The following is a 25,524-nucleotide window of genomic DNA, read 5'->3' as shown; positions in this document are numbered from 1 at the left end:
TACGACGGATGGTGCTTAGTGCACGTCCTTCCAGTATTCGCGCTTGAGCAGGTAGGCGAACACGAAGAAGAAGGCCAGGAACAGCAGGACGTAGGTGCCGATGCGGTGGGAGTCCAGCTTGTTCGGGTCAGCCGAATAAGCCAGGAAGGTCACCAGATTCTTCACCTTCTCGTCGAACTGAGCCTCGGTCAGCTGACCGGTCTTCGGAACGACGGTCAGTTGGTCGCAGGCCTCGTGGGTCAGCGGGGTACCGGTCAGAGGATCGTACTGCTTCTTGCCATCCTCGACGACCTGAACCTGCTTGCAACCGACGACCTGGCGGCCCTGCAGGCTCACCAGCACGTTCGGCATACCGACGTTCGGGAAGATGGTGTTGTTCACCCCCCAAGGACGCTTGGGATCTTCGTAGAACGAGCGCAGGTAGGTGTACAGCCAGTCGGCGCCACGCACGCGGGCTACCAGGGTCAGGTCCGGCGGAGCAGCACCGAACCATACCTTGGCGTCAGCAGGCTTCATGCCGATGTCCATGTGGTCACCGATCTTCGCACCGGTGAACACCAGGTGGCTCATCATCAGCTCTTCCGGAATACCCAGATCACGACCAACACGCTCATAACGCTGGAACTTGGCGCTGTGGCAGCCCATGCAGTAGTTGGCGAAGGTACGCGCGCCGTCCTGCATGGCGGCCTTGTCAGTCAGGTCGATATCGACGCGATCCAACTCAGGACCGGCCTCAGTGGCGGCAAATCCGAATACCGGCAGGAAAGCCAGAATCAATGCTGCGAATTGCTTTTTCATCAGCCAGTCACCCTTTCCGGAACCGGTTTGGTTTTCTCCATCCGGGTGTAGAACGGCATCAGGATGAAGAAGGCGAAGTACAGAATGGTGCACAGGCGGGACAGGGTAGTCCCCAGCGGCGACGGTGCTTGCGAGCCGTAGTAGCCGAGAACGACGAAGGACACCGCGAAGATCACCAGCCAGATCTTGCTCAGCCAACCCTTGTAGCGGATCGAGCGCACCGGGCTACGATCCAGCCACGGCAGCACGAACAGCACAGCGATGGAGGCGCCCATGGCGACAACGCCCATCAGCTTGTCCGGAACGGCACGCAGAATGGCGTAGAAGGGCGTGAAGTACCACACCGGAGCAATGTGCGGCGGGGTCTTGAACTGGTTCGCCATCTCGAAGTTGGGCTTCTCGAGGAAGAAACCACCCATTTCCGGGAAGAAGAAGATCACGGTGCAGAAGACAAAGAGGAAGACCACGACACCGACAATGTCCTTCACGGTGTAGTAAGGGTGGAACGGGATGCCATCCAGCGGGATGCCGTTCTCGTCCTTCTTCTTCTTGATGTCCACGCCGTCCGGGTTGTTCGAGCCGACTTCGTGCAGCGCCAGGATGTGCAGCACGACCAGGCCGAGCAGGACGATCGGCAGAGCGATCACATGCAGGGCGAAGAAGCGGTTCAGGGTGATGCCGGAGATCAGGAAGTCACCGCGGATCCACTGGGCCAGGTCTTCGCCGACCACTGGAATGGCACCGAACAGCGAGATGATCACCTGGGCACCCCAGTAGGACATCTGCCCCCAGGGCAGCAGATAGCCCATGAAGGCCTCGGCCATCAGGGCGAGGTAGATCAGCATGCCGAAGATCCACACCAGTTCGCGCGGTTTCTGGTAGGAGCCGTACAGCAGGCCACGGAACATGTGCAGGTAGACGACCACGAAGAACGCCGATGCACCGGTGGAGTGCATGTAGCGGATAATCCAGCCGTAATCCACATCTCGCATGATGTACTCGACGGAGGCGAAAGCCTCTTCCGCCGACGGGGTGAAGCTCATGGTCAACCAGATACCGGTGAGGATCTGGTTAACCAGGACCAACAGTGCGAGCGAGCCGAAGAAGTACCAGAAGTTGAAGTTCTTCGGGGCGTAGTACTTGCTCAGATGGTCTTCCCACATCTTGGTCGCGGGGAAGCGGGCATCGACCCAAGCCATGAACTTGTTCATCAGGCTTTCTCCTGGTCCACACCGATGGTCAACTCATCACCATCCAGCGTATAGGGCGGAATCGGCAGGTTCAGAGGCGCAGGCTGCCCCTTGTAAACGCGGCCGGCGAGGTCGTAATGGGAGCCGTGGCAGGGGCAGAAATAGCCACCCTTCCAGTCCGGACCGAGGTCAGCAGGGGCGACTTCCGGGCGGAAAGTCGGCGAGCAGCCCAAGTGGGTGCAGATACCGACGATCACCGCCAGCTCAGGCTTGATCGAGCGAACCTTGGGATCGACGTAAGCGGGCTGCTCCGAAGCCTTCGACTCGGGGTCGGCCAGTTGCCCTTCGAGCGTCGGCAGCGCGTCCAGCATTTCCTTGGTGCGGTGCACCAGGAACACCGGCTTGCCGCGCCATTCGGCCACGACTTGCTGGCCCGGCTCGATCTTCCCTACGTTGACCTTAACCGGCGCGCCAGCGGCCTTCGCCTTGGCACTGGGGAACCATGACCCCACGAACGGGACCGCAGCTCCGACCGCTCCTGCCGCACCTACCACCGAAGTGGCCGCGACAAGGAAGCGACGCCGGCCTGCATTCACGCCGTCATTACTCATTCAGTCGTCTCCCATCAGCTTCAAGCCTGTTCAAATCAGGCTTTTAAGTAAAAATTCGAGCCGCGCAAAAAATTCGCCAAATGGTAAAGAAAAGCCCTTGTGATGACAAGGTAATAGCCTGTCACACAACCCCTGAAACCCTTGAACGACGCGGCCTGCGCGGATGCGACACCTTGCCGCACGAACTTATTGAAGACATAAAAAAACGCCCAGTCCAAAGGATCTGGGCGTTTTTTTCGAAGCGTCGTATTAACGCTTGGAGTACTGCGGACGCTTACGCGCTTTACGCAGACCGACTTTCTTACGTTCAACTTCGCGGGCATCGCGAGTGACGTAGCCGGCTTTACGCAGCGGACTGCGCAGGGTCTCGTCGTACTCGATCAGTGCGCGGGTGATACCGTGGCGGATTGCACCAGCTTGACCGCTTACGCCACCGCCAACGACGGTCACGTAGATATCGAACTTCTCGGTGTTCTCGGTCAGCTCGAGCGGCTGACGAACAACCATGCGAGCGGTCTCACGACCGAAGAACTGCTCGATGGAGCGGTTGTTGATGGAGATCTTGCCAGTGCCCGGACGCAGGAAGACGCGAGCGGTAGCGGTCTTACGACGGCCAGTGCCGTAATTTTGAGTCGCCGACATAATGAGCTATCCCGTTAAATCTTCAGTTCTTGAGGCTGCTGAGCGGTGTGCGGGTGGTTGGCACCCTTGTACACTTTCAGCTTGCGGTACATGTCGCGGCCCAGCGGGTTCTTCGGCAGCATGCCTTTGACGGCAGTCTCGATAACACGCTCAGGAGCCTTGGCGATCAGCTTCTCGAAGTTGATCGACTTGATACCGCCCGGGAAGCCCGAGTGATGGTAGTACATCTTGTCGGTAGCTTTGGCGCCAGTGACACGAACCTGCTCGGCGTTGATCACGACGATGTAGTCGCCGGTGTCAACGTGCGGGGTGTATTCCGGCTTGTGCTTGCCGCGCAGGCGGGTAGCAATCTCGGTAGCCAGACGACCCAGGGTCAGGCCAGCAGCGTCGACGACGAACCAGTCGCGCTTAACAGTTTCTGGTTTCGCGGTATAAGTTTTCATTCGTTATAGCCTCAGGGGCCGCCTGAAAATAAGACGGCGAATCTTACTGGACAGTGGTTGCCTTGACAAGTCAAGGACAGCCGAAGACAGACACGAATTGGGGCTCGGGTCGGTGTGCGTCCGTAACGACTAGATGTATCAATCGGCAGGCTTTGGCATCCCCCACCGATGAAAGGCTGCGGAATTATGCAGATTCCGGCAGAATTTTCAACTGTATGACGCACTTGTTTTCATGAGGAGACCCGCATGGAGTACCGCCCGCTCGGCCGCACCGAATTGAAAGTCAGCGCCCTCTGCCTGGGAACCATGACCTGGGGCGAGCAGAATACGCAGGACGAGGCTTTCGCCCAGATCGAGCGGGCCAAGGCCGCCGGTCTGAATTTCATCGATACCGCCGAGATGTACCCCGTCCCGCCACGTGCGGAAACCTACACCCGCACCGAGCAGATCATCGGCAACTGGTTCGCCCAGCGCGGTGATCGCACCGATTGGGTACTGGCCAGCAAGGTTGCCGGCCCCGGCAACTCCATCAGCCACATCCGGGACGGCCAGCCAAAACTCGATCGCAAGAACATCGTGGCGGCACTGGATGGCAGCCTCAAGCGCCTGCAGACCGACTGGATCGACCTCTACCAACTGCACTGGCCCGAGCGCAGCACCAATTTCTTCGGCCAACTGGGCTACCAGCACAAGGAAGAGAGCTTCACCGCGCTGGAAGACACCCTGGAAGCACTCGACGAGCAGGTCCGCGCCGGCAAGATCCGCCATATCGGCCTGTCCAACGAAACGCCCTGGGGCACCATGCGCTTCCTGCAGATCGCCCAGGAGCGAGGCTGGCCACGCGCAGTGTCGATCCAGAACCCCTACAACCTGCTCAACCGCAGCTTCGAGGTGGGCCTGGCGGAAATCGCCATCCGCGAGCAGATCGGTCTGCTGGCGTACTCGCCCCTGGCCTTCGGCATGCTCTCGGGCAAGTACTTCGGCGGCGCGCGCCCGGCCAATGCGCGGATCACCCTGTTCAGCCGCTTCACCCGCTATACCAATCCGCAGACCGCCAGCGCCTGCGACCGCTATGTAACCCTGGCCCGCGAGCATGGCCTGGACCCGGCACAGATGGCTCTGGCCTTCGTCACCAGCCGACCGTTCGTGACCAGCAACATCATTGGCGCGACCAACCTGGAGCAACTGGAGGCCAACCTCGGCAGCTTCGACCTCAAGCTCTCTGACGAGATACTGGCCAGCATCGAGGCGATCCACAAGGATCAGCCGAATCCGGCACCCTGACCGCGCGCAAAGAAAAAAGCCCGGCAATCGCCGGGCTTTTCTCTTGCCGCTGCCGCTTACAGCGCGCGAGCGATGATTTCCTTCATGATCTCGTTGGTGCCTGCATAGATGCGCTGCACGCGCGCATCCGCCCAGGCGCGGGCGATCGGGTATTCCCACATGTAGCCATAACCGCCATGCAGCTGTACGCATTCATCGAGCACCTTGCACTGCAGGTCGGTGGTCCAGTATTTGGCCATGGCCGCTGTCGGCACATCCAGCTTGCCTTCCAGGTGCTGCTCCAGGCAGCGATCGACGAAGACACGCCCCACCTGCACCTCGGTGGCGATCTCGGCCAGCTTGAAACGGGTGTTCTGGAAGTCCGCCACGGACTTGCCGAAAGCCTTGCGCTCGCGGGTGTATTCCAGCGTCCACTTCAACGCTGCCTCGGCCGATGCCAGGGCGCCGAGGGCGACCGTCAGGCGTTCCTGGGGTAGCTCCTGCATCAGGTAGATGAAGCCCTGTCCTTCCTTGCCCAGCAGGTTCTCCTTGGGGATACGCACGTCCTGGAAGAACAGCTCGGAGGTGTCCTGAGCCTTCATGCCCACCTTTTCCAGGCGCTTGCCCTTGCTGAAGCCCGGTGTGCCGGCTTCCACCAGGAACAGGCTGGTGCCCTTGGCGCCGGCCTTCGGATCGGTCTTGGCGACCACGATCACCAGATCGGCCAGCCAGCCGTTGGTGATGAAGGTCTTCGACCCATTGATCACGTACTCGTCGCCGTCCAGTACAGCGGTGGTCTTCACGCCCTGCAGGTCGGAGCCGGCACCCGGCTCGGTCATGGCGATCGCAGAGACCATCTCGCCGGAGATCAGCCTGGGCAGGTAGCGCTGCTTCAATTCCTCGCTGCCGTAATGAAGGATGTACGGAGCGACAATGTCCGAGTGCAACGAGAAGCCAATGCCGGTCAGCCCGAGACGGCCGATCTCCTCGATCACCACCGCGCTGTAGAGGAAGTCCGCCGCCATGCCGCCATACGCCTCGGGCAGGTGCGAGCAGAGCATTCCGGCCTCCCCGGCCTTGTTCCACAGTTGACGGTCGATATGGCCGTCCTTTTCCCACTGGGCGTGAAAGGGCACCGCCTCCTGTTCGAGGAACTTGCGGACGCTGTCGCGAAACAGTTCGTGATCGGAACTGAACAGGGTTCTGGGAATCATGCGGTGCACCTGCGAATCGGTTGTAGGAATTATTGGAAGGCCGACTGTAGGCCAGCCCGAACCGCTCTGCACTGGACACTTTCGCCAAAAAATAAGACGATCCAGCCGCATCATGACCGCTTTAGCGTCATGCAAAGACATCCATAAGAAGTACAAGAATCGATGCCCAATTCAGTTTCCCAGGTGCTGCGCCGCGTCAGCATCCTCGCCACCCATGGCGTCTTCGGCTCCACCCTGATGCAGGCCAAGGACTTCTTCCACATGGCCGCCCTGCGCCACGGCCGCCAACAGGGCCTCGGCCTGCAGCCCAGCTTCGAGACCCGCATCGTCAGCCCCGACGGCCAGCCGGTAATGAGCTTCAGCGGCGACCTGCTACCGGTGCACGGCGCCCTGGACGAGCCGGAACTGATCATTCTCCCCGCCTTCTGGGGCGACTTCGACGAACTGCTGACCCTCTACCCACAGGTAACGGCCTGGCTGCGCGAGCGTCACGCCGCCGGCTGCGTGCTCTGCGGTGAGGTCTCGGGGGTGTTCTGGCTCGCCGAGGCGGGCCTGCTGGACGGCAAGGAAGCCACCACCTACTGGCGCTTCTTCCGCGAGTTCGCCGAGCGCTACCCCAAGGTACTGCTCAACCAGGACAAGCACATCGCCGACGCTGACAACATCTACAGCGCTGGTGGCCTGACGTCGGTGCGCGACCTGTACATCTACCTGATCGAACGCTTCTGCGGCGCCACCGTCGCCCAGGGCGTGGCCCGCGACATTCTCTACGAGGTGCAGCGCAACTACACGCCAGGGCGCCTGGGCTTCGGCGGACAGAAACTGCACCACGACCCGGCGATCCTGCAGATCCAGCACTGGCTGGAGGAGCACTTCTCCGACAAGTTCCGCTTCGAGGATGTGGCCCGCGAGCACGGCATGAGCATCCGCAACTTCATGCGGCGCTTCCAGGCGGCGACCGGCGACAAGCCACTGCACTACCTGCAGCGTCTGCGTATCGAGACCGCGCGCAACCTGCTGTCCACGACCCGCAAGAGCATCAAGACCATCAGTTACGAGGTCGGCTACGACGACGCCAGCTTTTTCGCTCGGCTTTTCCGCCAGCACACCGGGCTGTCGCCGAATCATTACCGGCGCCAGTACGAGCAGAAGGAAGGCTGAAACAGGCCATCCCTAGGATGGGTTCACGGACTCGGGGGCGGCCCTATGATCGGGGCAGCTTCCGACAACAAGAACTTCACGGGATATCGCCATGCGCCGCTTTCTGCTTGCCCTCCTGACCGTCTTCAGCCTCAACGCTGTGGCGGACGACACCTGGAAACCCTTCCCCTACGACCAGAAAGCCTTCGACTACAGCGGCGACAAGCTGCGCGAGGCTTGGCCGCGACTGACCCGAGGCTTCGGCGCCAACTACCCGTTCCCGGACGCGGACTGGGTAGTGACCATGGCCACCCGGCATCCCGAAGCCCTGGAGAAGACTGTCGCCGCCGGCACCGGTTTCAGCGGCAAGCCGGAAGAAGCACAGGTCTACGCCGAGAAGCTGCAGGACGTGTGGCGCAAGGTGTTCCGCGGCGACTTCGCCCAGGCCAAGAAGGACGGCCTGGCATTGGGTGTCGGCGGCCAGGTGCCGGGGATGTTCGCCCAGGTGCTCTACGCCATGTTCCTCGCACCGAACCAGGACGATAAGCAACGCCTGCTGGAAGAAGTGATCAGCTACACCGACGAAGCCGGCCCGCTGCTCAACGCCGACCCCATCGCCCAGTTCGGCCGCGCCTACGCCAAGGCTCGCCTGGCAGAGGACCTGCCGGTGCCGGTGGTGCTCAAGCGCGGCTACACCAGCGAGATTCCCAAGGAACTGGACGCCCTGCTGGCGAAGCAGCCGAACCAGCCGTTCGCCCTGGCACTCTACGGTGGCTACGAAGCCGGCGTGATCCGCAAGGTCGGCAAGCTGGTGGGCAAGATGACCTACGGCGTCAGCGCGGACAAAATGGAGCAGTACTTCGCCCGCTCCTTCCGCGCCGCCGACGACCTGCCTATCGGTCACTACGAGTACGCCAACGCGCTGGGTTATGTGTACGGCGAAGATGAACAGCAGAAGGCGCTGGAGCAGCTGAAGAAAGCGGTGGCAATCAAGCCGATCAATGCCATGGAGGCGCTGGAAGTCGCCCACGCCCAGCAACTACTGAAGAAAGCGCAGCAGGAGATGGCCCAGCGCTGACTGGTTTTGTAGAAGCCGGCCTGCTCGCGAACCGCCCAGCTTCCGTGCTACCGGCAAAATGTTCGCGAGCAAGCTCGCTCCCACAGAAGAACCAGAACAAAAAAGGCTGCCCAAAGGCAGCCTTTTTCATTCATCGAGCCGTCAGGGACGGTGCGGGCGACTCAGGTATTCGTGGGACTGCATTTCCAGCAGGCGGCTCAGGGTGCGCTGGAACTCGAACTCCAGGCGGCCACCGGTGTACAGGTCCTTGAGCTCCACCTCGGCGGAGAGGATCAGCTTGACGTTGCGGTCGTAGAACTCGTCCACCAGGTTGATGAAGCGGCGCGCCATGTCGTCCTTGGCCACGCCCATCTGCTCGACGTTGGAAATCAGGATCGCGTGGAAGATCTTCGCCAGCTCGATGTAGTCGTTCTGGCTGCGCGGGCCATCGCACAGCTCGCGGAACTCGAACCAGGCCACGTCATCGCAGGTGATGCGCGCGCGGATTTCGCGGTTCTCGATCATCAACGCGTCATCGCGGGTCGCTGCAGCGCACTCCGGGGTCAGCGCCTTGAAGTCGCGGGTCATGGCCTGGTCGGCCTGCTCGGACAGCGGCCAGTGATACAGCTCGGCCTGTTCCAGGGCGCGCAGGCGGTAGTCCACGCCGCTGTCGACGTTGACCACTTCGGTGTACTTCTTGACCAGCGCGATGGCCGGCAGGAAGCGGGCGCGCTGCAGGCCGTCCTTGTAAAGGCCATCCGGCACGATGTTGGAGGTCGCCACCAGGCTGACGCCGTTCTTGAACAGCTCTTCCAGCAGGGTCGCGAGGATCATCGCGTCGGTGATATCGGAGACGAAGAATTCGTCGAAGCAGATCACCCGGGCCTCGTCGGCGAATCGCTTGCCGATGATGGTCAGCGGGTTCTTCTCGCCCTTGAGGGTTTTCATTTCCTCGTGGACGCGCTTCATGAAGCGGTGGAAGTGCGTGCGCATCTTCTGCTTGAAGGGCAGCGCTTCGAAGAAGGTGTCCACCAGGTAGGTCTTGCCGCGGCCGACACCGCCCCAGAAATACAGGCCCTTCACCGGCTCCTGGGACTTCTTGCCCAGCAGTTTGCCGAACAGCCCGGACTTGCCCTTGTCGGCGGCGACCAGGTCGTCGTAGAGGCGTTGCAGGTGCTTCACGGCGTTCGCTTGCGCGGCGTCGTGGAAGAAATCGGGGCGTTTGAGGTCTTCCTGGTAGCGCTGAAGAGGCGTCATGATCGGTAGCAAGGCAACGAAAACGGGGGCGCACACTTTAGCGGCGCCCCCGTTTCTTGGCAATTGGCCGGTAGTCGGACCGGCCTGCGGCGCCTCACTCCTGTGGAGCGAGAGCCTCGCGCAGACGCTGCATGGCCGCGTCGCGCTCCGCGTCGGTGGAGAACTCCGGGCTGTACGCCACGGCTTCGCCATCCAGGCGCACGCTGAAGGCGTTCAGTTCGGCGTGCAGGTCCAGTTCCTCGGACTGCAGGCGCTTGGTCACCTGGCCGGCGGCCTTGCCGTCGGCGAAAGTGATGGAGAGCAACAGTTGCTCGCCAGCGGCATCCAGCAGGCGGAAGCGGAAGCCATCGTCCTCACGGAAGCTGACGAAGCGCGCCGCCTTGGCAGCTTTCTTCTTGCCTTCGGTCACCACCTGCACCTGCTCGCGGAACGAGCGCAGGCCCACGGCCTCGCGCAGCTCGCCGAGGAACGGAGTGGCAATGCGGCGGGCCTTGGCGGCGCCGGCCAGGAGAATGTCTTCCAGATCCGCCGGACGGGTAATCAGCGCGTGGTAGCGCTCGCGGGCCTCGCCCAGCTCGTTGTCGAGCAGTTCGAACAGGCGCTGCTTGGCCTCGCCCCAGGCCAGGCCGCCGAGCAGTTCGGCGCGAAACGCGGCCTGTTGCTCGTGGGTGGAGAACGCCTGGTACAGGGTGAACAGGTGGGAGTTGTCCGGGTCCTTCGGCTCGCCCGGCGCGCGGGAGTCGGTGACGATGCGCGCCACGGCGTCCTTGAGCTGCTTGGCGCTGCCGAACAGCGGGATGGTGTTGTCGTAGCTCTTGGACATCTTGCGACCGTCCAGGCCCGGCAAGGTCGCCACGTCTTCCTCGATCACCACTTCAGGCAGGGTGAACAGTTCCTTGCCGTTGCCGAACAGGTGGTTGAAGCGCTGGCCGATGTCGCGGGCCATTTCCACGTGCTGGATCTGGTCGCGGCCGACCGGCACCTTGTGCGCGTTGAACATCAGGATGTCCGCGGCCATCAGCACCGGATAGCTGTACAGGCCCATGGTGACGCCGGCGTCCGGGTCTTCGCCGGCCTCGACGTTCTTGTCCACCGAGGCCTTGTAGGCGTGGGCGCGGTTGAGCAGGCCCTTGGCGCTGACGCAGGTGAGCAGCCAGGTCAGTTCGGGGATTTCGGGAATATCGGACTGGCGATAGAAGGTCGCCTTGTCAGCATCCAGGCCGCAGGCCAGCCAGGTGGCGGCGATTTCCAGACGCGAACGCTGGATGCGCGCCGGGTCATCGCACTTGATCAGCGCGTGGTAGTCGGCCAGGAAGTAGAAGGAATCTGCCTGCGGATCGCGGCTGGCGACGATGGCCGGGCGGATGGCGCCGGCGTAGTTGCCCAGGTGCGGAGTACCGGTGGTGGTGATGCCGGTCAGGATACGGGTCGTCATGGGAATCCAGGAATCAACACAAATGAAATGGCGGGCCGGATGGTAACGCGGCTTGGCGGCCTAGGCGAGCCGGGCCTGTATCAGGTCCTTGAGCTCGATCAGCTTGCCGTGGAAGAAATGGCTGCACTCGGGGATGCGGATCAGTTCGTGGGGCTTGGTGAGCTCCGCACTCCAGGCGTACACACGCTCGGGCGTGACTACTTCGTCGGCTTCGGGCTGGATCACCGTCAGCGGGCAGCGCTCGGGCAGGTCGACATCGAAGCGCTCCACCGGCGGCGCCAGCATGAACAGCTGTGCGAGTTCTGCGCCCTGCTCTTCCAGGCGCCCGGCAGCATTGCCGGCCACGCAGGAGCCGAAGGAGAAGCCCATCAGCGTCAGCGGCAGGCCCGGATGCTGCCCGGCCAGCCAGTGCGCGACGGCCAGCACGTCGTCGATTTCACCGCGGCCTTCGGCGTAACTGCCGGCGCTCTGACCCACGCCACGAAAATTGAAACGCAGGGTGGCGTATCCTGCATCCCGTGCGGCGCGTTGCAGGGTGGCGACCACCTTGTTCTGCAGGGTGCCGGCGAACAGCGGGTGCGGATGACAGATCAGCGCGACGCCCTTGGCATCAGGCGTGGCGAGGTGCAGGGCTTCCAGTTGGCCCTCGGGGCCATCGAGGAACAGGGGGATTTCGCGGGTGGTCAAACAACAGCTCCGTGACCCCGTGGCGGGTCGTCTCGTCTAGCTCAATACCTGCGCAGGCGGCGAAGCATTCGCCACGGTATACAAGCACAGGTGCAAGCCGCTAACGTAAAGCAAAGCCGTCTATAGAGGAAGGATTCGCGTGGAACAGTCCCTCACCACCTGGTTGCTGCCGCTACTCGCCCTGATCGTCGGGGTCGGCATCGGCTTTCTGATCGCCCGCCTGCTGCCCAACGCCGCGCCCAACAAGCTGCAGCGTCAGGTGGACGACATGCAGGATCGTTTCGATAGCTACCAGCGCGAAGTGGTGACCCACTTCAGCACCTCCGCCAGCCTGATGAAGAAGCTCACCCAGAGCTATCAGGATGTGCAGGAGCACCTGTCCGAGGGCGCCGAGCGCCTGGCCCTGGACGAACAGACCAAACAGCGCCTGCTGGCCGCCCTGCACGCCGACGAATACCCCGAGCGCCGCGAGCGCCTGACCCCGCCGGCGAACAACGAAGCGCCGCGCGACTATGCGCCCAAGACCGGCGACGGCCCGGGCACTCTGGACGAGACGTACGGACTGAAAAGCAAGTACTGAGGTCTCCGCGCCAAGGAAAAAGCCCCGCCGATGCGGGGCTTTTTCATTCATGCTGCCAGAACTACCAGCGGAAGGTCACGCTCCCCAGCAGCGAGCGCTCTTCGCCCCAGTAGCAACGCCCGGCGTTGTTGCAGCCGGCGACGTATTCCTTGTCCAGCAGGTTCTTCGCATTCACTTCTGCGGACCAGTGCTCGTCTAGCTGGTAGCCGACCAGGGCGTCCACCAGGGTCACGTCGCCGGTATCCAGCTTGCCGTACAGCGATGCCGGGGTGTAGGCGAAGGTGCTGTCGAAGTGCCTCACGCCGCCACCCACACGAAACCCCTTGAGATAGCCGTCGAGGAAGCGGTAGGTACCCCAGGCCGACGCCTGGTTGCGCGGCACGCCGGTAATCTGGTGGTCCTCCAACAGTGAACCGGGGGCATCCTTGGTAATCCGCGAATCAGTGTAGGTATAGGACGCCGTCAGGCTGAGATTTTCGGTGATGTCGCTGTTGACCTCCAGCTCCAGCCCCTTGGAACGGCTTTCACCCACCTGCCGGTAGTCGCCGACCGTGCTGTCGTAGATCACATCGTCGGTCTTGCGCAGATCGTAGACCGAGGCGGTCATCGAGGTATTCCAGCCCTTGGGCTCGTACTTCACGCCCACCTCGTACTGCTCGCTGGTCGTCGGGTCGAGAGTGCCCGATTTGCTCGACGTCTGCTGGGTCGGAGCGAAGGCGGTGGAGTAGCTGGCATACGGCGACAGGCCATTGTCGAACTGGTACATCAGGCCCGCCTGCCAGGTGAAGTCATGGTCCCAGTAGTCCAGGTCTGCCAGCCCGTTGGTGGTGCCGGCGCGGTTGCGGTACTGGCTGTTGACCTCGTCAAGGCGCCCGCCCAACAGAGCGACCCAGTTGTCGTAGCGGGTCTGCAACTGGCCGTAGAGGCCATACATCTTCTGTTCCAGCAGCGCGTCCTGAACATGGATCGGCGTGCTTGGCTTGACTGTCCACACCGGGTCAAACACGTTCACCGAACCGCCGGCACCGGCGTCCCAGTCCTGGTTGAATGAAGTACGGTCGAAACTCGCGCCCACCAGCACCGTGTTGGCCAGCTCGCCGGACTGGAAGAGCCCCTCGAACTGGTTGTCCAGCGAGTAAGTCATCGACTTGTTGTAGCGGTCGTACGCCGTGTTGTTGACGTTGGTACCGAAGCCAGCGTTGTTCAGGCTCCCCGGCCACATCTCGCGGCGGTCGATACGCGACTGCATGTAGCGTGAGTTCTGGCGGAACTGCCAGGTATCGTCGATCTGGTGGCTGAACTCGTAGCCCAGGGTCCAGGCTTCGCGCTCGAACCTGTCCCAGTCCGGGTTGCCCGACAGCGTGTCCTTGTCGATCTTGCCATTGGGGTTGTGCAGCAGCGTGCCGGCCGCCGGATAGCCCAGCTCCATCAGCGTGCGGTCGCGCTGGTAGGTAGAGAGCAGTGTCAGAGTGGTGGCATCGTCGAAGTTGAAGGTCATCGATGGCGCGATATAGATGCGGTCATCCGGCTGGTGATCGACCTGGGTATCGGCGTCGCGGCCGAGCATCACCACGCGACCGAGAATGTTGCCTTCATCGGTCAGCGGGCCGGAAACGTCCACGCCCAGCTGCTTGCGGTCATGGGACCCGTAGGTGAGTTGGACCTCGCCGCGCGGGTCGGCGGTGGGCCGCTTGCTCACCAGGTTGACGATGCCTCCGGGAGCATTTTCCCCGTAGAGGATCGAGGTCGGCCCACGAAAGACCTCGACGCGCTCCAGGCCATAGGGCTCGCTGGTGGTGTCGTAGCGATTGCCCTGCACCCGCAAGCCATCGCGCAGCAGGCCATAGCCCCAGTCGGTGGCATTGAAGCCGCGGATAAAGAACAGATCGCCGGCCAAGCCATCACCGGCAGCGAACGGCGGGGCGAAGATCCCCGGCACATAGCCCAGCACATCGGTCAGCGTCTGCGATTGCTGATCGACCATGCGCTGGCGGGTCACGACGGAGATCGAGCGAGGTGTCTCCGCCAGGGAAGTGCTGGTCTTGCCCGCCGTGGAGCTGACCTTGGCGTTGTAGCCGTTGTCGTCCAGTTGCTCGGCGCCGGTACCGCTACCGATGATCGAGGTCGAATCCATTTGCAATACGGTACCGTTCGGGTCCGGTTGCAGGACGTAGCCGCCGGACGCCTGCGGCACTGCCTGCAGGCCCGTGCCATCGAGCAGCAACGCCAGGGCGCGCTCGATGCTATAGCGACCATCAAGCCCCTTGCTGGTCTTGCCGGCGGTCAGATCGTTGTGGCCAACCAGGTAGATGCCAGCCTGGCCGCTGAACTGGTTGAGCGAGGCCGCCAGGGCCCCCGGAGCGATGTGGTATTCGCGCAGAACAGCCTGTTCCGTGCCCGAAGCCGCTTGAGCCGACTGAATCGGGTTCAGCGCAACAAGGCTGCACAGCGACAACGAGATGGCCAGCGCCAGCGGCCGCCGGACGAAGGGGCGCGAGGAGGAAATGAGCGAATGCATGGAATTCCCTGGTTCGGTGCAGTGGGTAAAAGTGCGTTTCTGTGGAATGACCGAACGGGGGACTGAAAAGGGAACCGCGGCGGAAAGTTTTTTTCGTGAGACGTCAGACGGACTCGATGCTCACCCACCACGGTGTCAGGCGCTGGACCTTGACCGGCAATGCCGCTGCCAGCAGGCGCAGCGCCTGGTCACTGTCGTCCAGGGGGAAGGACCCCATCACCGGCAACTGCGCGACTGCCGGATCACAACCCAGATAGCCGTGGCGATAACGGCCCAGCTCTTCGACCAATTGCCCCAGCGACATGTTCTCGGCGGTGAGCACGTGGCGTACCCAGGAATCCCCTGCCGTCTGTGCCGGCAACACCTCGCCGATGGCGATGCGCGTGAAGTCAGCGCGTTGGCCGGCTTCCAGTACTCGCTTCTCGCCACTCTCCGCGGTGCGGATTTCCACTGCGCCGGTGTAGACGTTGAGGCGCGTAGAGTCGCCCAGTTGCCTGACCGCAAAGCGCGTGCCCAGTGCGCGCAGACGCCCCTGCTCGGTATCGACAAGGAAGGGCCGGTGCGCGGCATCCCTGGCGGTGTCCACCAGCACTTCGCCGAAACGCAGCCGCAACAGGCGCTGGTCCGGACCGAAGTCGGCATCCACCGCACTGATCGCCGCCAGCCAGAGATGGGTGCCATCGGCAAGGATAGCCTCGCGAGTCTCGGCAGTACTGGTGCTGTAATCGGCACTCCATCCTTGCACCAACCTCGGCAACGCGGTACTGCGCCAGGAGCCCCAGCCGAGCAGCAGGCCGCCGCTGAGCACCAGCAGTCCCTTGAGGCCCTGGCGACGCGAGAGCTGGCGCTCGCCACTGGCCTTGAGCACCCGCCCCGCCAGCTGTCTTTCCCCCTGTAGCGGTGCGAATCGTTGGCCTATGCGCTCGACGTAGTGCCAGGCGGCCTGGTGCTCGGCGTGCAGGTCGAGCCATTGGCGCCATTGCGCATGGAGTTGCACGCTGGGATTTTCATCCTGCAGCAGCACGTACCAGTTCGCCGCCTGCTGCAGGCTGGCGTGGCTGAGCTTGTCGTCGCGACCGTTCACTCCACCAGCACTCCGTCCAGCTCGGCTTCCAGCACCGCGCAGTGCAGGAACGCCTGGGCGAGATATTTCTTCACCATGCGCTCGGACACCCCCAGCTCCACAGCGATTTCCCGGTACGGCAAGCCATCGATCTGCGCCAGCAGGAAGGCCCGGCGAGCTCTGGCGGGCAGACGCAGAAGCATCGCGTCCACCTGCTGCAATGTTTCCAGGATCAGCGCCAATTGTTCAGGAGACGATTGCACCGCCTCGGGCTGGGCGGCCAGGGACTCCAGCCACGCCTGCTCCAGCTGCAGGCGGCGCCACTGGTCGATCACCAGGCCGCGGGCAATGGTCGCGAGGTAGGTGCGCGGTTGCTCGAGATACACCGCGACGCCCTTGGCACGCACCGTGAGCACGCGCAGGAAAGTGTCCTGGGCGAGGTCGGCGGCACGCTGCGAGCAGCCCGTCTTGCGACGGATCCAGCCTTGCAGCCAGCCATGGTGATCGGCGTAGAGGCGGTGCATGTCGTGATCCGCGAGTTGTGTACGACCCAGTAGCGACACCACCGCACCTGCCATTCAGCAAATAATAATCAGTCGCATTATATGTAGGTATCGATCAACGGCAATAGCCATCTGCCAGCGAAGGCTTTGCGCATGACAATCGACCGGGCCGCCCGCCACAGCGGCTCCCACAAGAACGTCAGGCATGAAAAAGCCCCGCAGGTGCGGGGCTTCTTCAGTTCAGCGCTGTGCGATCAGATCGCGCCGCGCTGGCGCAGCAGGTCGAGGACCGCCTTGACGCCCTCTTCCACCGACTGGCTCTGGGTGTCGATCACCAGATCGGCATCCAGCGGCACATCGTAGGGGAAGGACTCGCCCGGGATGTTGTCCTGGCCGGCGGCATACAGGCCTTGCGGGTCGCGTTCGCGGCAGACCTGCGGGGAAGCCTGGACGTAGACGGTGATGAAGCGTTCGGCTCCGATCAGCGCCTTGGTCTGCGCGCGGCCTTCGGCGCTCGGGGCGACGAAGGCGCACAGGCTGATCAGGCCGGCTTCGTTGAACTGCTTGGCCACATGGGCGGTACGCTGCCAGTTCTCGTTGCGACCGGCGCGGTCCTGCGGCAGGCCCTTGTTGAGGTCGTGGCGCAGGTTCTGGCCGTCCAGCACATAGACCGCGCGCCCCATGTCGAACAGCTTGCGCTCCACCGCATAGGCCAGGGTGCTCTTGCCGGCGCCGGAGAGGCCGCTGAACAGCACAGTAGCCGGCTGCTGGCCGAAGCGCGCAGCACGCTCTTCACGGGCTACATGGCCGTTGCTGTGGTGGACGGAAGCCCCCTGCCCGGCCTGCGGCGCGGCGATGATCATGCCGGCGCCGACGGTGCCGTTGGTCAGGCGGTCGACCACGATGAAGGCACCGGTGGTGCGATTCTGTTCGTAGCCGTCCAGCGCGATCGGAGCATCCAGGCTGACCTTCACGCGGGCGATCTCGTTGAGCTTGAGTTCGCTGGCGGCGGTCTCTTCCAGGGTGTTCACGTCCACCTTGTGGGTGATGCTCGGGATCGAGCCCGGGACATAGCTGGTGGCGCGCTTGATGTCGTACTTCTTGCCCGGCAGCATCGGCTCTTCGGCCATCCACACCAGCATGGCGTCGAAGCCGTCGGTGACCTGCGGACGGTTGTCGGCATGCACCAGCATGTCGCCGCGGGAGACGTCGATCTCGTCTTCCAGGGTCAGGGTGATGGCCTGGCCCGGACCTGCCTGCTCCAGCTCACCTTCGTAGGTGACGATGGACTTGACCTTGCTGCCCTTGCCCGACGGCAGGGCAATGACTTCGTCGCCCTTGCGCACGATTCCGCTCGCCAGGGTGCCGGCGAAGCCACGGAAGTTCAGGTTCGGACGGTTGACGTACTGCACCGGGAAGCGCATGTCGTCGAGGTTGCGGTCGCCCGCGACTTCCACGGTCTCGAGGATTTCCATCAGCGACTGGCCGGTGTACCACGGCGAGCGCTCGGACTTGTTGACCACGTTGTCGCCCTTCAGCGCCGACATCGGCACGAAGTGCAGGGAATTGGTCTTGAGGTTGATCTTGTCGGCGAACTGCAGGTAGTCGGCCTTGATCTGCTCGAACACGCCCTGGTCAAAGCCCTTGAGGTCCATCTTGTTGATGGCGACGACGATGTGCTTGATGCCCAGCAGCGAGGCGATGAAGCTGTGCCGGCGGGTCTGGGTCTGCACGCCGTAGCGGGCGTCGATCAGGATGATGGCCAGGTCGCAGGTGGAAGCACCGGTAGCCATGTTGCGGGTGTACTGCTCATGGCCGGGGGTGTCGGCGATGATGAACTTGCGCTTGGCGGTGCTGAAGTAGCGGTACGCCACGTCGATGGTGATGCCCTGCTCGCGCTCGGCCTGCAGGCCGTCGACCAGCAGCGCCAGGTCGACGTCATCGCCGGTGGTGCCGACTTTCTTCGAGTCGCGGGTGATGGCCTCGAGGTGGTCCTCGTAGATCATCTTGGAGTCGTGCAGCAGGCGCCCGATCAGGGTGCTCTTGCCGTCGTCGACGTTGCCGCAGGTGAGGAAGCGCAGGAGTTCCTTGCGCTCGTGCTGGGCCAGGTAGGCGAGGATGTCCTCGCTGATCAGATCGGATTGATGCGACATGGTGCGAGAACCTTAGAAGTAGCCCTGACGTTTCTTTTCTTCCATCGAGCCGGCGGCATCATGGTCGATGACCCGGCCCTGGCGCTCGGAAGTCCGCGTCAGCAGCATTTCCTGGATGATTTCCGGCAGCGAAGTAGCGGTCGACTCCACCGCGCCGGTCAGCGGGTAGCAGCCCAGGGTGCGGAAACGCACCATCTTCTTCTGGATGCTGGCCTTCTGCTCGGGCGTGAGGTGCTCGAGGATGCGTTCGTCGTCGATCATGATCAGCGAGCCGTTCATCTCGATGACTTCGCGCTCTTCGGCGAAGTACAGCGGAACGATCGGGATCTGCTCGAGGTAGATGTACTGCCAGATGTCCAGCTCGGTCCAGTTGGAGAGCGGGAAGACGCGGATCGACTCGCCCTTTTTCACCTTGCCGTTATAGACGTTCCACAGTTCCGGACGCTGGTTCTTCGGGTCCCAGCGGTGCTTGCTGTCGCGGAACGAGTACACCCGCTCCTTGGCGCGGGATTTCTCCTCGTCGCGGCGGGCACCACCGAAGGCGGCGTCGAAGCCGTACTTGTCGAGCGCCTGCTTGAGGCCCTCGGTCTTCATGATGTCGGTGTGCTTGGCGCTGCCGTGGGTGAACGGGTTGATGTCCTGCGCCACGCCATCGGGATTGATGTGGGTAATCAGGTCCAGGCCGTATTCGCTGACCATCTTCTCGCGGAAGCGGTACATCTCCTGGAATTTCCAGCGGGTGTCGACATGCATCACCGGGAACGGCAGCTTGCCGGGGAAGAAGGCCTTGCGCGCGAGGTGGAGCATCACCGCGCTGTCCTTGCCGATCGAGTACAGCATCACCGGGTTGTCGAATTCGGCGGCGACCTCGCGGATGATGTGGATGCTCTCGGCCTCCAGCTGTTTCAGATGCGTCAGTTTGTCGACCATGGCTACTCACGGAATTGCTTATGGACGGCCGGCGGGCCGTAGACGAGCGCGCACTCTATCACAGCGCAAGGCTCTAACCGGCGGGCGGGTTATACCGAAAAAATATACTTATATAGCCATACGCGCTCAGTCACCCTCAGAGCTTCGCGCCCGCCGACGAGGTGTTTGAGGAAGGCCCTGAACCCCATCTCATCGACGCTTGAGATGCCATCGCCCGACATTGGTGTCGCAAGACTGAAGGACTTTTCCTGCAACAGTCTCGCAATGTCCCGGCTTGTGCCCGCGCGGCACTGCGCTAGCATAGCCGGCACGTTTTCCTGCCCCAGAAGATTCCCCATGCGCCGCATCGCTTTCACCCTGCCTTTACTCGTCCTGGTCTCTGCGTGCAGCAGCAAACCGACTCCCGCACCACAACCGGCCCAGAAGCCCAAGCCCCCCACCCTGATCACGACCAGTGCCCACCCGGCGTTCGGCTCTGTACAACCGATCACCCCGCTGCGCGGTGACTACGCGAATAATGCCAACGCCAATCGCTTCATCGACATGATGGTGAGCAAGCACGGCTTCAACCGGCAGGACCTGCACGACCTGTTTGCCCAAACCCAGGAACTGGACTGGGTGATCCGCCTGATGGACCGCCAGGCCCCGACCTACACCCCGCCCAGCGGCCCGAACGGCGCCTGGTTGCGCTACCGGAAGAAATTCATCACCCCGGATAACGTGCAGAAGGGCGTACTGTTCTGGGACCAGTACGAGGCGGACCTGCAACGCGCCTCGCGCACCTACGGCGTGCCACCGGAAATCATCGTCGGCATCATCGGCGTGGAAACCCGCTGGGGCCGCGTGATGGGCAAGACGCGGATCATCGACGCACTGGCCACCCTGTCGTTCTCCTACCCGCGTCGTGCCGAGTTCTTCAGCGGCGAGCTGGAGCAGTTCCTTCTCCAGGCACGCAAGGAAGGCGACAATCCGCTGGAGATGCGCGGCTCCTACGCCGGCGCCATGGGCTATGGGCAGTTCATGCCCTCCTCCTTCACCCAGTACGCAGTGGACTTCGACGGCGACGGCCACCGCGACCTGTGGAATCCGCGCGACGCCATCGGCAGCGTGGCCAACTACTTCAAGCAGCACGGCTGGGTCACCGGCGATGCGGTGGCGATCCCGGCCATCGGCCAGGCCCGCTCGCTGGAAGATGGCTTCAAGACTCAGTACTCGATCAGCGCCCTGTCCGCTGCCGGCCTGCGCCCGCAGGGCTCGCTGGGCAATCACCAGACCGCCAGCCTGCTGCGCCTGGACATGGGCAACACCTACCAGTACTGGTACGGCCTGCCGAATTTCTATGTGATCACCCGCTACAACCACAGCACGCACTACGCCATGGCGGTGTGGGAACTGGGCAAGGCGGTGGACCGCCAGCGTCACGGCTACCGCTGAGGCGCCATGAAAAAAGCCGGCTCCTTGAGCCGGCTTTTTTCATGGCGCCGAAGAGTCAGGCAGGGTTCGGGCAATCGATGAACAGGTGCTCGATGGCAAAGCGCCTGGCCAGGTAATCCCCCAGCGCCTGCACACCGTAGCGCTCTGTAGCGTGGTGGCCGGCGGCGATGAAGCTGATGCCATTCTCCCGCGCGCTGTGCACAGTCTGTTCGGAGACTTCGCCGGTCAGATAAGCATCGACGCCCGCGGCGATCGCCTGGTCGATGTAGCCCTGGGCGCCACCGGTGCACCAGGCGATGCGACGGATCGGCTGGCCGCCATCCACCAGCAACGGCTCGCGACCCAGCACATCGCGCACATGGAGCGCCAGATCGCTCGGCAGCATGGGTTCGACCAGCGAGCCTACCAGGACGATGGAGCGCGGGTTGCCGGGCTCCAGCGGCCCTTCGATCTCGAAACCGAGTTGACGGCCGAGCTGCACGTTGTTGCCCACCTCGGCATGCAGGTCCAGCGGCAGGTGATAGGCCAGCAGGCTGATGTCATGGTTCAGCAGGGTCTTCAGGCGTCGCTGCTTCATGCCGACCACCCGGGCATCCTCGCCCTTCCAGAAATAGCCGTGGTGGACCAGCACCACATCGGCGTCTGCTTCCACGGCGGCATCCAGCAGCGCCTGGCTGGCGGTGACACCGGAAACGATGCGCCGCACCTGCGGCCGGCCCTCGACCTGCAGGCCGTTGGGGCAGTAATCCTGGATCTTCGCGGCCTCCAGGAAACGGTCCGCTTCCTCGACCAGCGTGCTCAGTGCGATAGCCATCGAAATTCCTCCAACATCGGCTGCGAGCGTCTATTTTCTTGGCTCGCCGCCCGTATAATGGCCGCCACCCTATCGGCCATCCCCCGGCCAAGCAACCCCAAGGATTTTCTTCGATGCTGAAGGCCCTGCGTTTTCTCGGCTGGCCCGTGCTGGTTGGCGTCCTGTTGGCGCTGCTGATCATCCAGCATAACCCGCAATGGGTCGGCCTTCCGCAGCAGGAAGTGCACCTGCAACAGGCTCCACTGCTCAGCCGCATCCAGCAAGGCCCGGTCAGCTACGCTGACGCCGTGACCCGCTCCTCGCCTGCAGTGGCCAATCTTTACACCACCAAGATGGTCAGCAAGCCGAACAACTCCATGCTCGACGACCCGCTGTTCCGGCGCTTCTTCGGCGATAACCTGCCGCAACAGAAGCGCATGGAATCGAGCCTGGGTTCGGCAGTGATCATGAGTCCCGAAGGCTATCTGCTGACCAACAACCACGTGACCTCCGGCGCTGACCAGATCGTCGTGGCCCTTCGTGATGGCCGCGAGACCATCGCCCGCCTGGTGGGCAGCGACCCGGAAACCGACCTTGCAGTGTTGAAGATCGACCTCAAGGACCTGCCTTCGATCATGCTCGGCCGCTCCGATGGCATCCGCACCGGCGATGTCTGCCTGGCCATCGGAAACCCGTTCGGCGTCGGCCAGACCGTCACCATGGGCATCATCAGCGCCACCGGCCGCAACCAGCTGGGCCTGAACACCTACGAAGACTTCATCCAGACCGATGCGGCGATCAACCCCGGTAACTCCGGCGGCGCGCTGGTGGACGCCAACGGTAATCTGATCGGCATCAACACCGCGATCTTCTCCAAATCCGGCGGCTCCCAGGGCATCGGCTTCGCCATCCCGACCAAGCTGGCTCTGGAAGTCATGCAGTCGATCATTGAGCACGGCCAGGTGATCCGCGGCTGGCTCGGTGTCGAGGTACAGCCGCTGACCCCGGAACTGGCCGAGTCCTTCGACCTCAAGGACAAGGCCGGCATCGTCGTCGCCGGCGTCTACCGCGACGGCCCCGCCGCCAAGGCCGGCCTGCTGCCGGGCGACATCATCCTGAACATCGATGGCGAGGCCGCCAGCGATGGCCGCCGCTCGATGAACCAGGTGGCGCGCACCAAGCCGGGCGAGAAGATCACCATCGAAGTGCTGCGCAACGGCAAGCCGGTGACACTCAACGCCGAAGTCGGCCTGCGCCCGCCGCCCGCGCCCAACGCCAATTGATACCGGGCTCTTTTCCGGAGCCATGAAAAACGGCGCCCTCGGGCGCCGTTTTCGTTACCAGCGAAAGCCTTACAACTTCAGTCGCAGGGCATCGATCAGAGCCTGGTTCTGCTCCTCGGTGCCGATGCTGATGCGCAGGAACTGGTTGATCCGCTGCTGCTTGAAGTGACGCACGATCACGCCCTCTTCGCGCAGGGCCGCGGCCAGTTCAGCACCGTCACGCTGCGGGTGGCGGGCGAAGATGAAGTTCGCCGCCGACGGCAGCACCTCGAAGCCCAGGGTCTTGAGCTCGGCCACCAGCTTCTCGCGGCTGTGGATAACCGCGCTGCAGGTCTGCTCGAAGTAGGCCTGGTCCTCGAAGGACGCCACCGCACCGGCCAGCGCCAGGCGGTCCAGCGGGTAGGAGTTGAAGCTGTTCTTCACCCGTTCCAGCGCTTCGATCAGGTCTTCATGCCCCACCGCGAAGCCGACCCGCAGGCCCGCCAGCGAACGCGACTTGGACAGGGTCTGCGCCACCAGCAGGTTCGGGTAGCGGTCGACCAGGGAAATCGCGGTCTCGCCGCCGAAGTCGACGTAGGCCTCGTCCACCAGCACCACGCTGTCCGGGCTGGCTTGCAGCAGGCGCTCGATGGCTCCTAGCGGCAGCAGGCAACCGGTGGGCGCGTTGGGGTTGGGGAAGATGATGCCGCCGTTCGGGCGTGCGTAATCCTCGGCGCGTATCTGGAACTGCTCGTCCAGCGGCAGCGCTTCAAACTCGATGCCGTAGAGACCGCAGTAGACCGGATAGAAGCTGTAGGTCACGTCGGGGAACAGCAGCGGCTTGCCGTGCTGGAACAGCGCGTGGAAGGCGTGAGCCAGGACTTCGTCCGAGCCGTTGCCGACGAAGACCTGGGCGGTCTTCACACCGTGGTATTCGGCGATAGTCTGCTTCAGGCGGTCAGCGTTCGGGTCCGGATACAGGCGCAGCGTGTCGTTCAGCTCGGCCTGGATCGCGGCGACCACCTTCGGCGACGGGCCGTAGGGGTTTTCGTTGGTGTTCAGCTTGACCAGCTTGGCCAGCTTTGGCTGCTCGCCAGGAACATAGGGCACCAGTTCCTTGACGAAGGGGCTCCAGAATTTGCTCATGGGTTACTCACTCTTGCCGTCAAGGATGCGGAATTCGGCGCTGCGCGCGTGGGCGGTCAGCGACTCGCCACGGGCCAGGATCGACGCGGTCTTGCCCAGCTCGGAAGCGCCCGGCGCGGAGCAGAAGATGATCGAGGAGCGCTTCTGGAAGTCGTACACGCCCAGCGGCGAAGAGAAACGCGCGGTGCCGGAGGTCGGCAGCACGTGGTTCGGGCCGGCGCAGTAGTCGCCCAGCGCCTCGGCGGTGTAGCGGCCCATGAAGATGGCGCCGGCATGGCGAATCTTCGGCAGCCAGCTTTCCGGGTCGGCCACCGACAGCTCCAGGTGTTCCGGGGCGATGCGGTTGGCAACCTGGCAGGCCTGCTCCTGGTCGGCAACGAGGATCAGCGCGCCACGGTTGGTCAGCGAGGTACGGATGATCTCGGCGCGTTCCATGGTCGGCAGCAACTTCTCGATGCTGGCGGCGACCTTGTCGAGGAAGGCGGCGTCCGGGCTGACCAGGATCGACTGGGCGTCCTCGTCGTGCTCGGCCTGGGAGAACAGGTCCATGGCGATCCAGTCCGGATCGGTGCCGCCGTCGCAGACCACGAGGATTTCCGACGGGCCGGCGATCATGTCGATGCCGACCTGGCCGAACACGTGGCGCTTGGCGGTGGCGACGTAGATGTTGCCCGGGCCGACGATCTTGTCCACCTGCGGCACGCTCTCCGTGCCGTAGGCCAGCGCGGCCACGGCCTGGGCGCCGCCGATGGTGAAGACGCGGTCGACGCCGGCGATGCAGGCGGCAGCCAGGACGATTTCGTTGATTTCGCCGCGCGGGGTCGGTACCACCATCACCACTTCGGCGACGCCGGCGACCTTGGCCGGAATGGCGTTCATCAGCACGGAAGACGGGTAGGACGCCTTGCCGCCCGGCACGTACAGGCCGGCGCGATCCAGCGGGGTGACCTGCTGGCCGAGCACGGTGCCATCGGCTTCGGTGTAGCGCCAGGAGTCCTGCTTCTGCTTCTCGTGGTAGCTGCGTACGCGCTCGGCGGCGACTTCCAGAGCTTCGCGCTGAGCCGGGGTGATGCGGGTCAGGGCCAGCTCCAGGCGCTCGCGCGGCAGGATCAGGTCGGCCATGGTCTTGACGTCGACACCGTCGAAGCGTTGGGTGAATTCCACTACGGCAGCGTCACCGCGCTTGCGCACGTCGGCGATGATGTCCAGCACGCGCTGGTTCACCGCATCGTCGGACACGCTTTCCCAGGAGAGCAGATGGTCCAGATGACGCGCGAAGTCCGGATCGGCGGCGTTGAGTCGACGGATAGCGAAGGGTGCGGTCATAGCTGGCCTCTTTAATTGGCATGATCTCGGGCGCCGCAAGACTATCAAGCCTTCCGTGCGGGCACCCGAGAAAATTTGG

The 25,524-nt window shown here is 63.3% G+C and carries 23 protein-coding genes; 6 read left to right on the top strand and 17 right to left on the bottom strand.

The features are described 5' to 3' along the window. Positions 1 to 15: 15 nt before the first annotated feature. The 5 genes from PNI01S_RS11465 to rplM form a co-directional block, all read right to left on the bottom strand. Complete coding sequence (locus tag PNI01S_RS11465; RefSeq protein WP_084358267.1) at positions 16 to 798, bottom strand: cytochrome c1; 783 nt, start codon at positions 796 to 798, stop codon at positions 16 to 18. After that, positions 798 to 2,009, bottom strand: a complete 1,212-nt coding sequence (locus PNI01S_RS11460) for a cytochrome b (protein ID WP_017518118.1) — start codon at positions 2,007 to 2,009, stop codon at positions 798 to 800. Before PNI01S_RS11460 ends, PNI01S_RS11465 begins: the two co-directional genes overlap by 1 nt. Next, entirely contained in the window at positions 2,009 to 2,599 is a 591-nt protein-coding gene (petA, locus tag PNI01S_RS11455; RefSeq protein ID WP_024764049.1) for a ubiquinol-cytochrome c reductase iron-sulfur subunit, read from the bottom strand. Before petA ends, PNI01S_RS11460 begins: the two co-directional genes overlap by 1 nt. A gap of 249 nt (positions 2,600 to 2,848) precedes the next feature. Then, positions 2,849 to 3,241, bottom strand: coding sequence for a 30S ribosomal protein S9 (gene rpsI, locus PNI01S_RS11450; RefSeq protein WP_017518120.1), 393 nt, complete (start codon positions 3,239 to 3,241; stop codon positions 2,849 to 2,851). Between the two features lie 14 nt (positions 3,242 to 3,255). Beyond that, positions 3,256 to 3,684, bottom strand: a complete 429-nt coding sequence (gene rplM, locus PNI01S_RS11445; protein ID WP_015475857.1) for a 50S ribosomal protein L13 — start codon at positions 3,682 to 3,684, stop codon at positions 3,256 to 3,258. Positions 3,685 to 3,930: 246 nt separating this feature from the next. Here rplM and PNI01S_RS11440 point away from each other — a divergent pair, with 246 nt between their 5' ends. Next, positions 3,931 to 4,968, top strand: coding sequence for an NADP(H)-dependent aldo-keto reductase (locus tag PNI01S_RS11440; protein ID WP_024764048.1), 1,038 nt, complete (start codon positions 3,931 to 3,933; stop codon positions 4,966 to 4,968). A 56-nt stretch (positions 4,969 to 5,024) separates the two neighbouring features. Here PNI01S_RS11440 and PNI01S_RS11435 read toward each other — a convergent pair whose 3' ends face one another. Continuing rightward, positions 5,025 to 6,170 carry an acyl-CoA dehydrogenase family protein gene (locus PNI01S_RS11435; RefSeq protein ID WP_169888205.1) on the bottom strand — a complete coding sequence of 382 codons (1,146 nt, stop codon included), beginning with the start codon at positions 6,168 to 6,170 and terminating at the stop codon, positions 5,025 to 5,027. Positions 6,171 to 6,422: 252 nt separating this feature from the next. Between PNI01S_RS11435 and PNI01S_RS11430 the strand changes: the two genes are divergently transcribed. Both PNI01S_RS11430 and PNI01S_RS11425 read left to right on the top strand, forming a co-directional pair. Then, complete coding sequence (locus tag PNI01S_RS11430) at positions 6,423 to 7,322, top strand: GlxA family transcriptional regulator (RefSeq protein ID WP_162484002.1); 900 nt, start codon at positions 6,423 to 6,425, stop codon at positions 7,320 to 7,322. Positions 7,323 to 7,413: 91 nt separating this feature from the next. Next, positions 7,414 to 8,379 carry a hypothetical protein gene (locus PNI01S_RS11425; RefSeq protein ID WP_065083915.1) on the top strand — a complete coding sequence of 322 codons (966 nt, stop codon included), beginning with the start codon at positions 7,414 to 7,416 and terminating at the stop codon, positions 8,377 to 8,379. Between the two features lie 141 nt (positions 8,380 to 8,520). Here the strand turns inward: PNI01S_RS11425 and zapE are convergent, their stop codons facing one another. The 3 genes from zapE to PNI01S_RS11410 all read right to left on the bottom strand — a co-directional run bounded on the left by zapE (position 8,521) and on the right by PNI01S_RS11410 (position 11,737). Further along, a complete protein-coding gene (gene zapE / locus PNI01S_RS11420; protein WP_037009786.1) occupies positions 8,521 to 9,615 on the bottom strand; it encodes a cell division protein ZapE in 1,095 nt (364 codons plus the stop codon). Positions 9,616 to 9,709: 94 nt separating this feature from the next. Further along, entirely contained in the window at positions 9,710 to 11,050 is a 1,341-nt protein-coding gene (locus PNI01S_RS11415) for a tryptophan--tRNA ligase (protein ID WP_024764043.1), read from the bottom strand. Between the two features lie 60 nt (positions 11,051 to 11,110). Next, complete coding sequence (locus tag PNI01S_RS11410) at positions 11,111 to 11,737, bottom strand: alpha/beta hydrolase (protein WP_038803239.1); 627 nt, start codon at positions 11,735 to 11,737, stop codon at positions 11,111 to 11,113. A gap of 139 nt (positions 11,738 to 11,876) precedes the next feature. Between PNI01S_RS11410 and PNI01S_RS11405 the strand changes: the two genes are divergently transcribed. Continuing rightward, positions 11,877 to 12,317 carry a Z-ring associated ZapG family protein gene (locus tag PNI01S_RS11405; RefSeq protein ID WP_045209602.1) on the top strand — a complete coding sequence of 147 codons (441 nt, stop codon included), beginning with the start codon at positions 11,877 to 11,879 and terminating at the stop codon, positions 12,315 to 12,317. Positions 12,318 to 12,378: 61 nt separating this feature from the next. Here the strand turns inward: PNI01S_RS11405 and PNI01S_RS11400 are convergent, their stop codons facing one another. The 5 genes from PNI01S_RS11400 to cysD form a co-directional block, all read right to left on the bottom strand. Beyond that, positions 12,379 to 14,835, bottom strand: a complete 2,457-nt coding sequence (locus PNI01S_RS11400) for a TonB-dependent siderophore receptor (RefSeq protein ID WP_084358266.1) — start codon at positions 14,833 to 14,835, stop codon at positions 12,379 to 12,381. A gap of 103 nt (positions 14,836 to 14,938) precedes the next feature. Beyond that, positions 14,939 to 15,919, bottom strand: a complete 981-nt coding sequence (locus tag PNI01S_RS11395) for a FecR domain-containing protein (protein ID WP_084358265.1) — start codon at positions 15,917 to 15,919, stop codon at positions 14,939 to 14,941. Then, positions 15,916 to 16,422, bottom strand: a complete 507-nt coding sequence (locus tag PNI01S_RS11390) for a sigma-70 family RNA polymerase sigma factor (RefSeq protein ID WP_089285807.1) — start codon at positions 16,420 to 16,422, stop codon at positions 15,916 to 15,918. The genes PNI01S_RS11395 and PNI01S_RS11390 overlap by 4 nt, the downstream gene beginning before the upstream one ends. A gap of 233 nt (positions 16,423 to 16,655) precedes the next feature. Beyond that, positions 16,656 to 18,554, bottom strand: a complete 1,899-nt coding sequence (gene cysN, locus PNI01S_RS11385) for a sulfate adenylyltransferase subunit CysN (protein WP_024764038.1) — start codon at positions 18,552 to 18,554, stop codon at positions 16,656 to 16,658. 12 nt (positions 18,555 to 18,566) lie between these two features. Next, positions 18,567 to 19,484, bottom strand: a complete 918-nt coding sequence (gene cysD / locus PNI01S_RS11380) for a sulfate adenylyltransferase subunit CysD (protein ID WP_037009793.1) — start codon at positions 19,482 to 19,484, stop codon at positions 18,567 to 18,569. 336 nt (positions 19,485 to 19,820) lie between these two features. Here cysD and mltB point away from each other — a divergent pair, with 336 nt between their 5' ends. Beyond that, positions 19,821 to 20,918, top strand: coding sequence for a lytic murein transglycosylase B (gene mltB, locus PNI01S_RS11370; RefSeq protein ID WP_084358263.1), 1,098 nt, complete (start codon positions 19,821 to 19,823; stop codon positions 20,916 to 20,918). A gap of 55 nt (positions 20,919 to 20,973) precedes the next feature. Here mltB and PNI01S_RS11365 read toward each other — a convergent pair whose 3' ends face one another. Further along, a complete protein-coding gene (locus PNI01S_RS11365; protein ID WP_024766530.1) occupies positions 20,974 to 21,732 on the bottom strand; it encodes a Nif3-like dinuclear metal center hexameric protein in 759 nt (252 codons plus the stop codon). Positions 21,733 to 21,845: 113 nt separating this feature from the next. On the opposite strand from PNI01S_RS11365, the gene algW reads away from it, so the two are divergent. Beyond that, positions 21,846 to 22,994, top strand: coding sequence for a Do family serine endopeptidase AlgW (gene algW, locus PNI01S_RS11360; RefSeq protein WP_024766531.1), 1,149 nt, complete (start codon positions 21,846 to 21,848; stop codon positions 22,992 to 22,994). A gap of 69 nt (positions 22,995 to 23,063) precedes the next feature. On the opposite strand, the gene hisC is transcribed toward algW, so the two are convergent. Then, entirely contained in the window at positions 23,064 to 24,119 is a 1,056-nt protein-coding gene (gene hisC / locus PNI01S_RS11355) for a histidinol-phosphate transaminase (protein WP_024766532.1), read from the bottom strand. 3 nt (positions 24,120 to 24,122) lie between these two features. Then, on the bottom strand, positions 24,123 to 25,445 hold the full coding sequence (hisD, locus tag PNI01S_RS11350) for a histidinol dehydrogenase (protein ID WP_084358262.1): 1,323 nt from the start codon (positions 25,443 to 25,445) through the stop codon (positions 24,123 to 24,125). Between the last annotated feature and the right edge of the window lie 79 nt (positions 25,446 to 25,524).

Origin of the sequence: Pseudomonas nitroreducens NBRC 12694, assembly GCF_002091755.1 — a bacterium.
Classification (GTDB): domain Bacteria; phylum Pseudomonadota; class Gammaproteobacteria; order Pseudomonadales; family Pseudomonadaceae; genus Pseudomonas; species Pseudomonas nitroreducens.
The sequence above is the reverse complement of the archived record's forward strand: the minus strand, read 5'-3'. Positions and strand labels throughout refer to the sequence as shown.

What these genes read in the sequence shown, in the direction of transcription:
- PNI01S_RS11465 (WP_084358267.1), bottom strand. Translation starts at nt 798, where the DNA reads ATGAAAAAGCAATTCGCAGCATTGATTCTGGCTTTCCTGCCGGTATTC.
- PNI01S_RS11460 (WP_017518118.1), bottom strand. Translation starts at nt 2,009, where the DNA reads ATGAACAAGTTCATGGCTTGGGTCGATGCCCGCTTCCCCGCGACCAAG.
- petA (WP_024764049.1), bottom strand. Translation starts at nt 2,599, where the DNA reads ATGAGTAATGACGGCGTGAATGCAGGCCGGCGTCGCTTCCTTGTCGCG.
- rpsI (WP_017518120.1), bottom strand. Translation starts at nt 3,241, where the DNA reads ATGTCGGCGACTCAAAATTACGGCACTGGCCGTCGTAAGACCGCTACC.
- rplM (WP_015475857.1), bottom strand. Translation starts at nt 3,684, where the DNA reads ATGAAAACTTATACCGCGAAACCAGAAACTGTTAAGCGCGACTGGTTC.
- PNI01S_RS11440 (WP_024764048.1), top strand. Translation starts at nt 3,931, where the DNA reads ATGGAGTACCGCCCGCTCGGCCGCACCGAATTGAAAGTCAGCGCCCTC.
- PNI01S_RS11430 (WP_162484002.1), top strand. Translation starts at nt 6,423, where the DNA reads ATGGCCGCCCTGCGCCACGGCCGCCAACAGGGCCTCGGCCTGCAGCCC.
- PNI01S_RS11425 (WP_065083915.1), top strand. Translation starts at nt 7,414, where the DNA reads ATGCGCCGCTTTCTGCTTGCCCTCCTGACCGTCTTCAGCCTCAACGCT.
- zapE (WP_037009786.1), bottom strand. Translation starts at nt 9,615, where the DNA reads ATGACGCCTCTTCAGCGCTACCAGGAAGACCTCAAACGCCCCGATTTC.
- PNI01S_RS11415 (WP_024764043.1), bottom strand. Translation starts at nt 11,050, where the DNA reads ATGACGACCCGTATCCTGACCGGCATCACCACCACCGGTACTCCGCAC.
- PNI01S_RS11400 (WP_084358266.1), bottom strand. Translation starts at nt 14,835, where the DNA reads ATGCATTCGCTCATTTCCTCCTCGCGCCCCTTCGTCCGGCGGCCGCTG.
- PNI01S_RS11390 (WP_089285807.1), bottom strand. Translation starts at nt 16,422, where the DNA reads ATGCACCGCCTCTACGCCGATCACCATGGCTGGCTGCAAGGCTGGATC.
- cysN (WP_024764038.1), bottom strand. Translation starts at nt 18,554, where the DNA reads ATGTCGCATCAATCCGATCTGATCAGCGAGGACATCCTCGCCTACCTG.
- cysD (WP_037009793.1), bottom strand. Translation starts at nt 19,484, where the DNA reads ATGGTCGACAAACTGACGCATCTGAAACAGCTGGAGGCCGAGAGCATC.
- mltB (WP_084358263.1), top strand. Translation starts at nt 19,821, where the DNA reads ATGCGCCGCATCGCTTTCACCCTGCCTTTACTCGTCCTGGTCTCTGCG.
- PNI01S_RS11365 (WP_024766530.1), bottom strand. Translation starts at nt 21,732, where the DNA reads ATGGCTATCGCACTGAGCACGCTGGTCGAGGAAGCGGACCGTTTCCTG.
- algW (WP_024766531.1), top strand. Translation starts at nt 21,846, where the DNA reads ATGCTGAAGGCCCTGCGTTTTCTCGGCTGGCCCGTGCTGGTTGGCGTC.
- hisC (WP_024766532.1), bottom strand. Translation starts at nt 24,119, where the DNA reads ATGAGCAAATTCTGGAGCCCCTTCGTCAAGGAACTGGTGCCCTATGTT.
- hisD (WP_084358262.1), bottom strand. Translation starts at nt 25,445, where the DNA reads ATGACCGCACCCTTCGCTATCCGTCGACTCAACGCCGCCGATCCGGAC.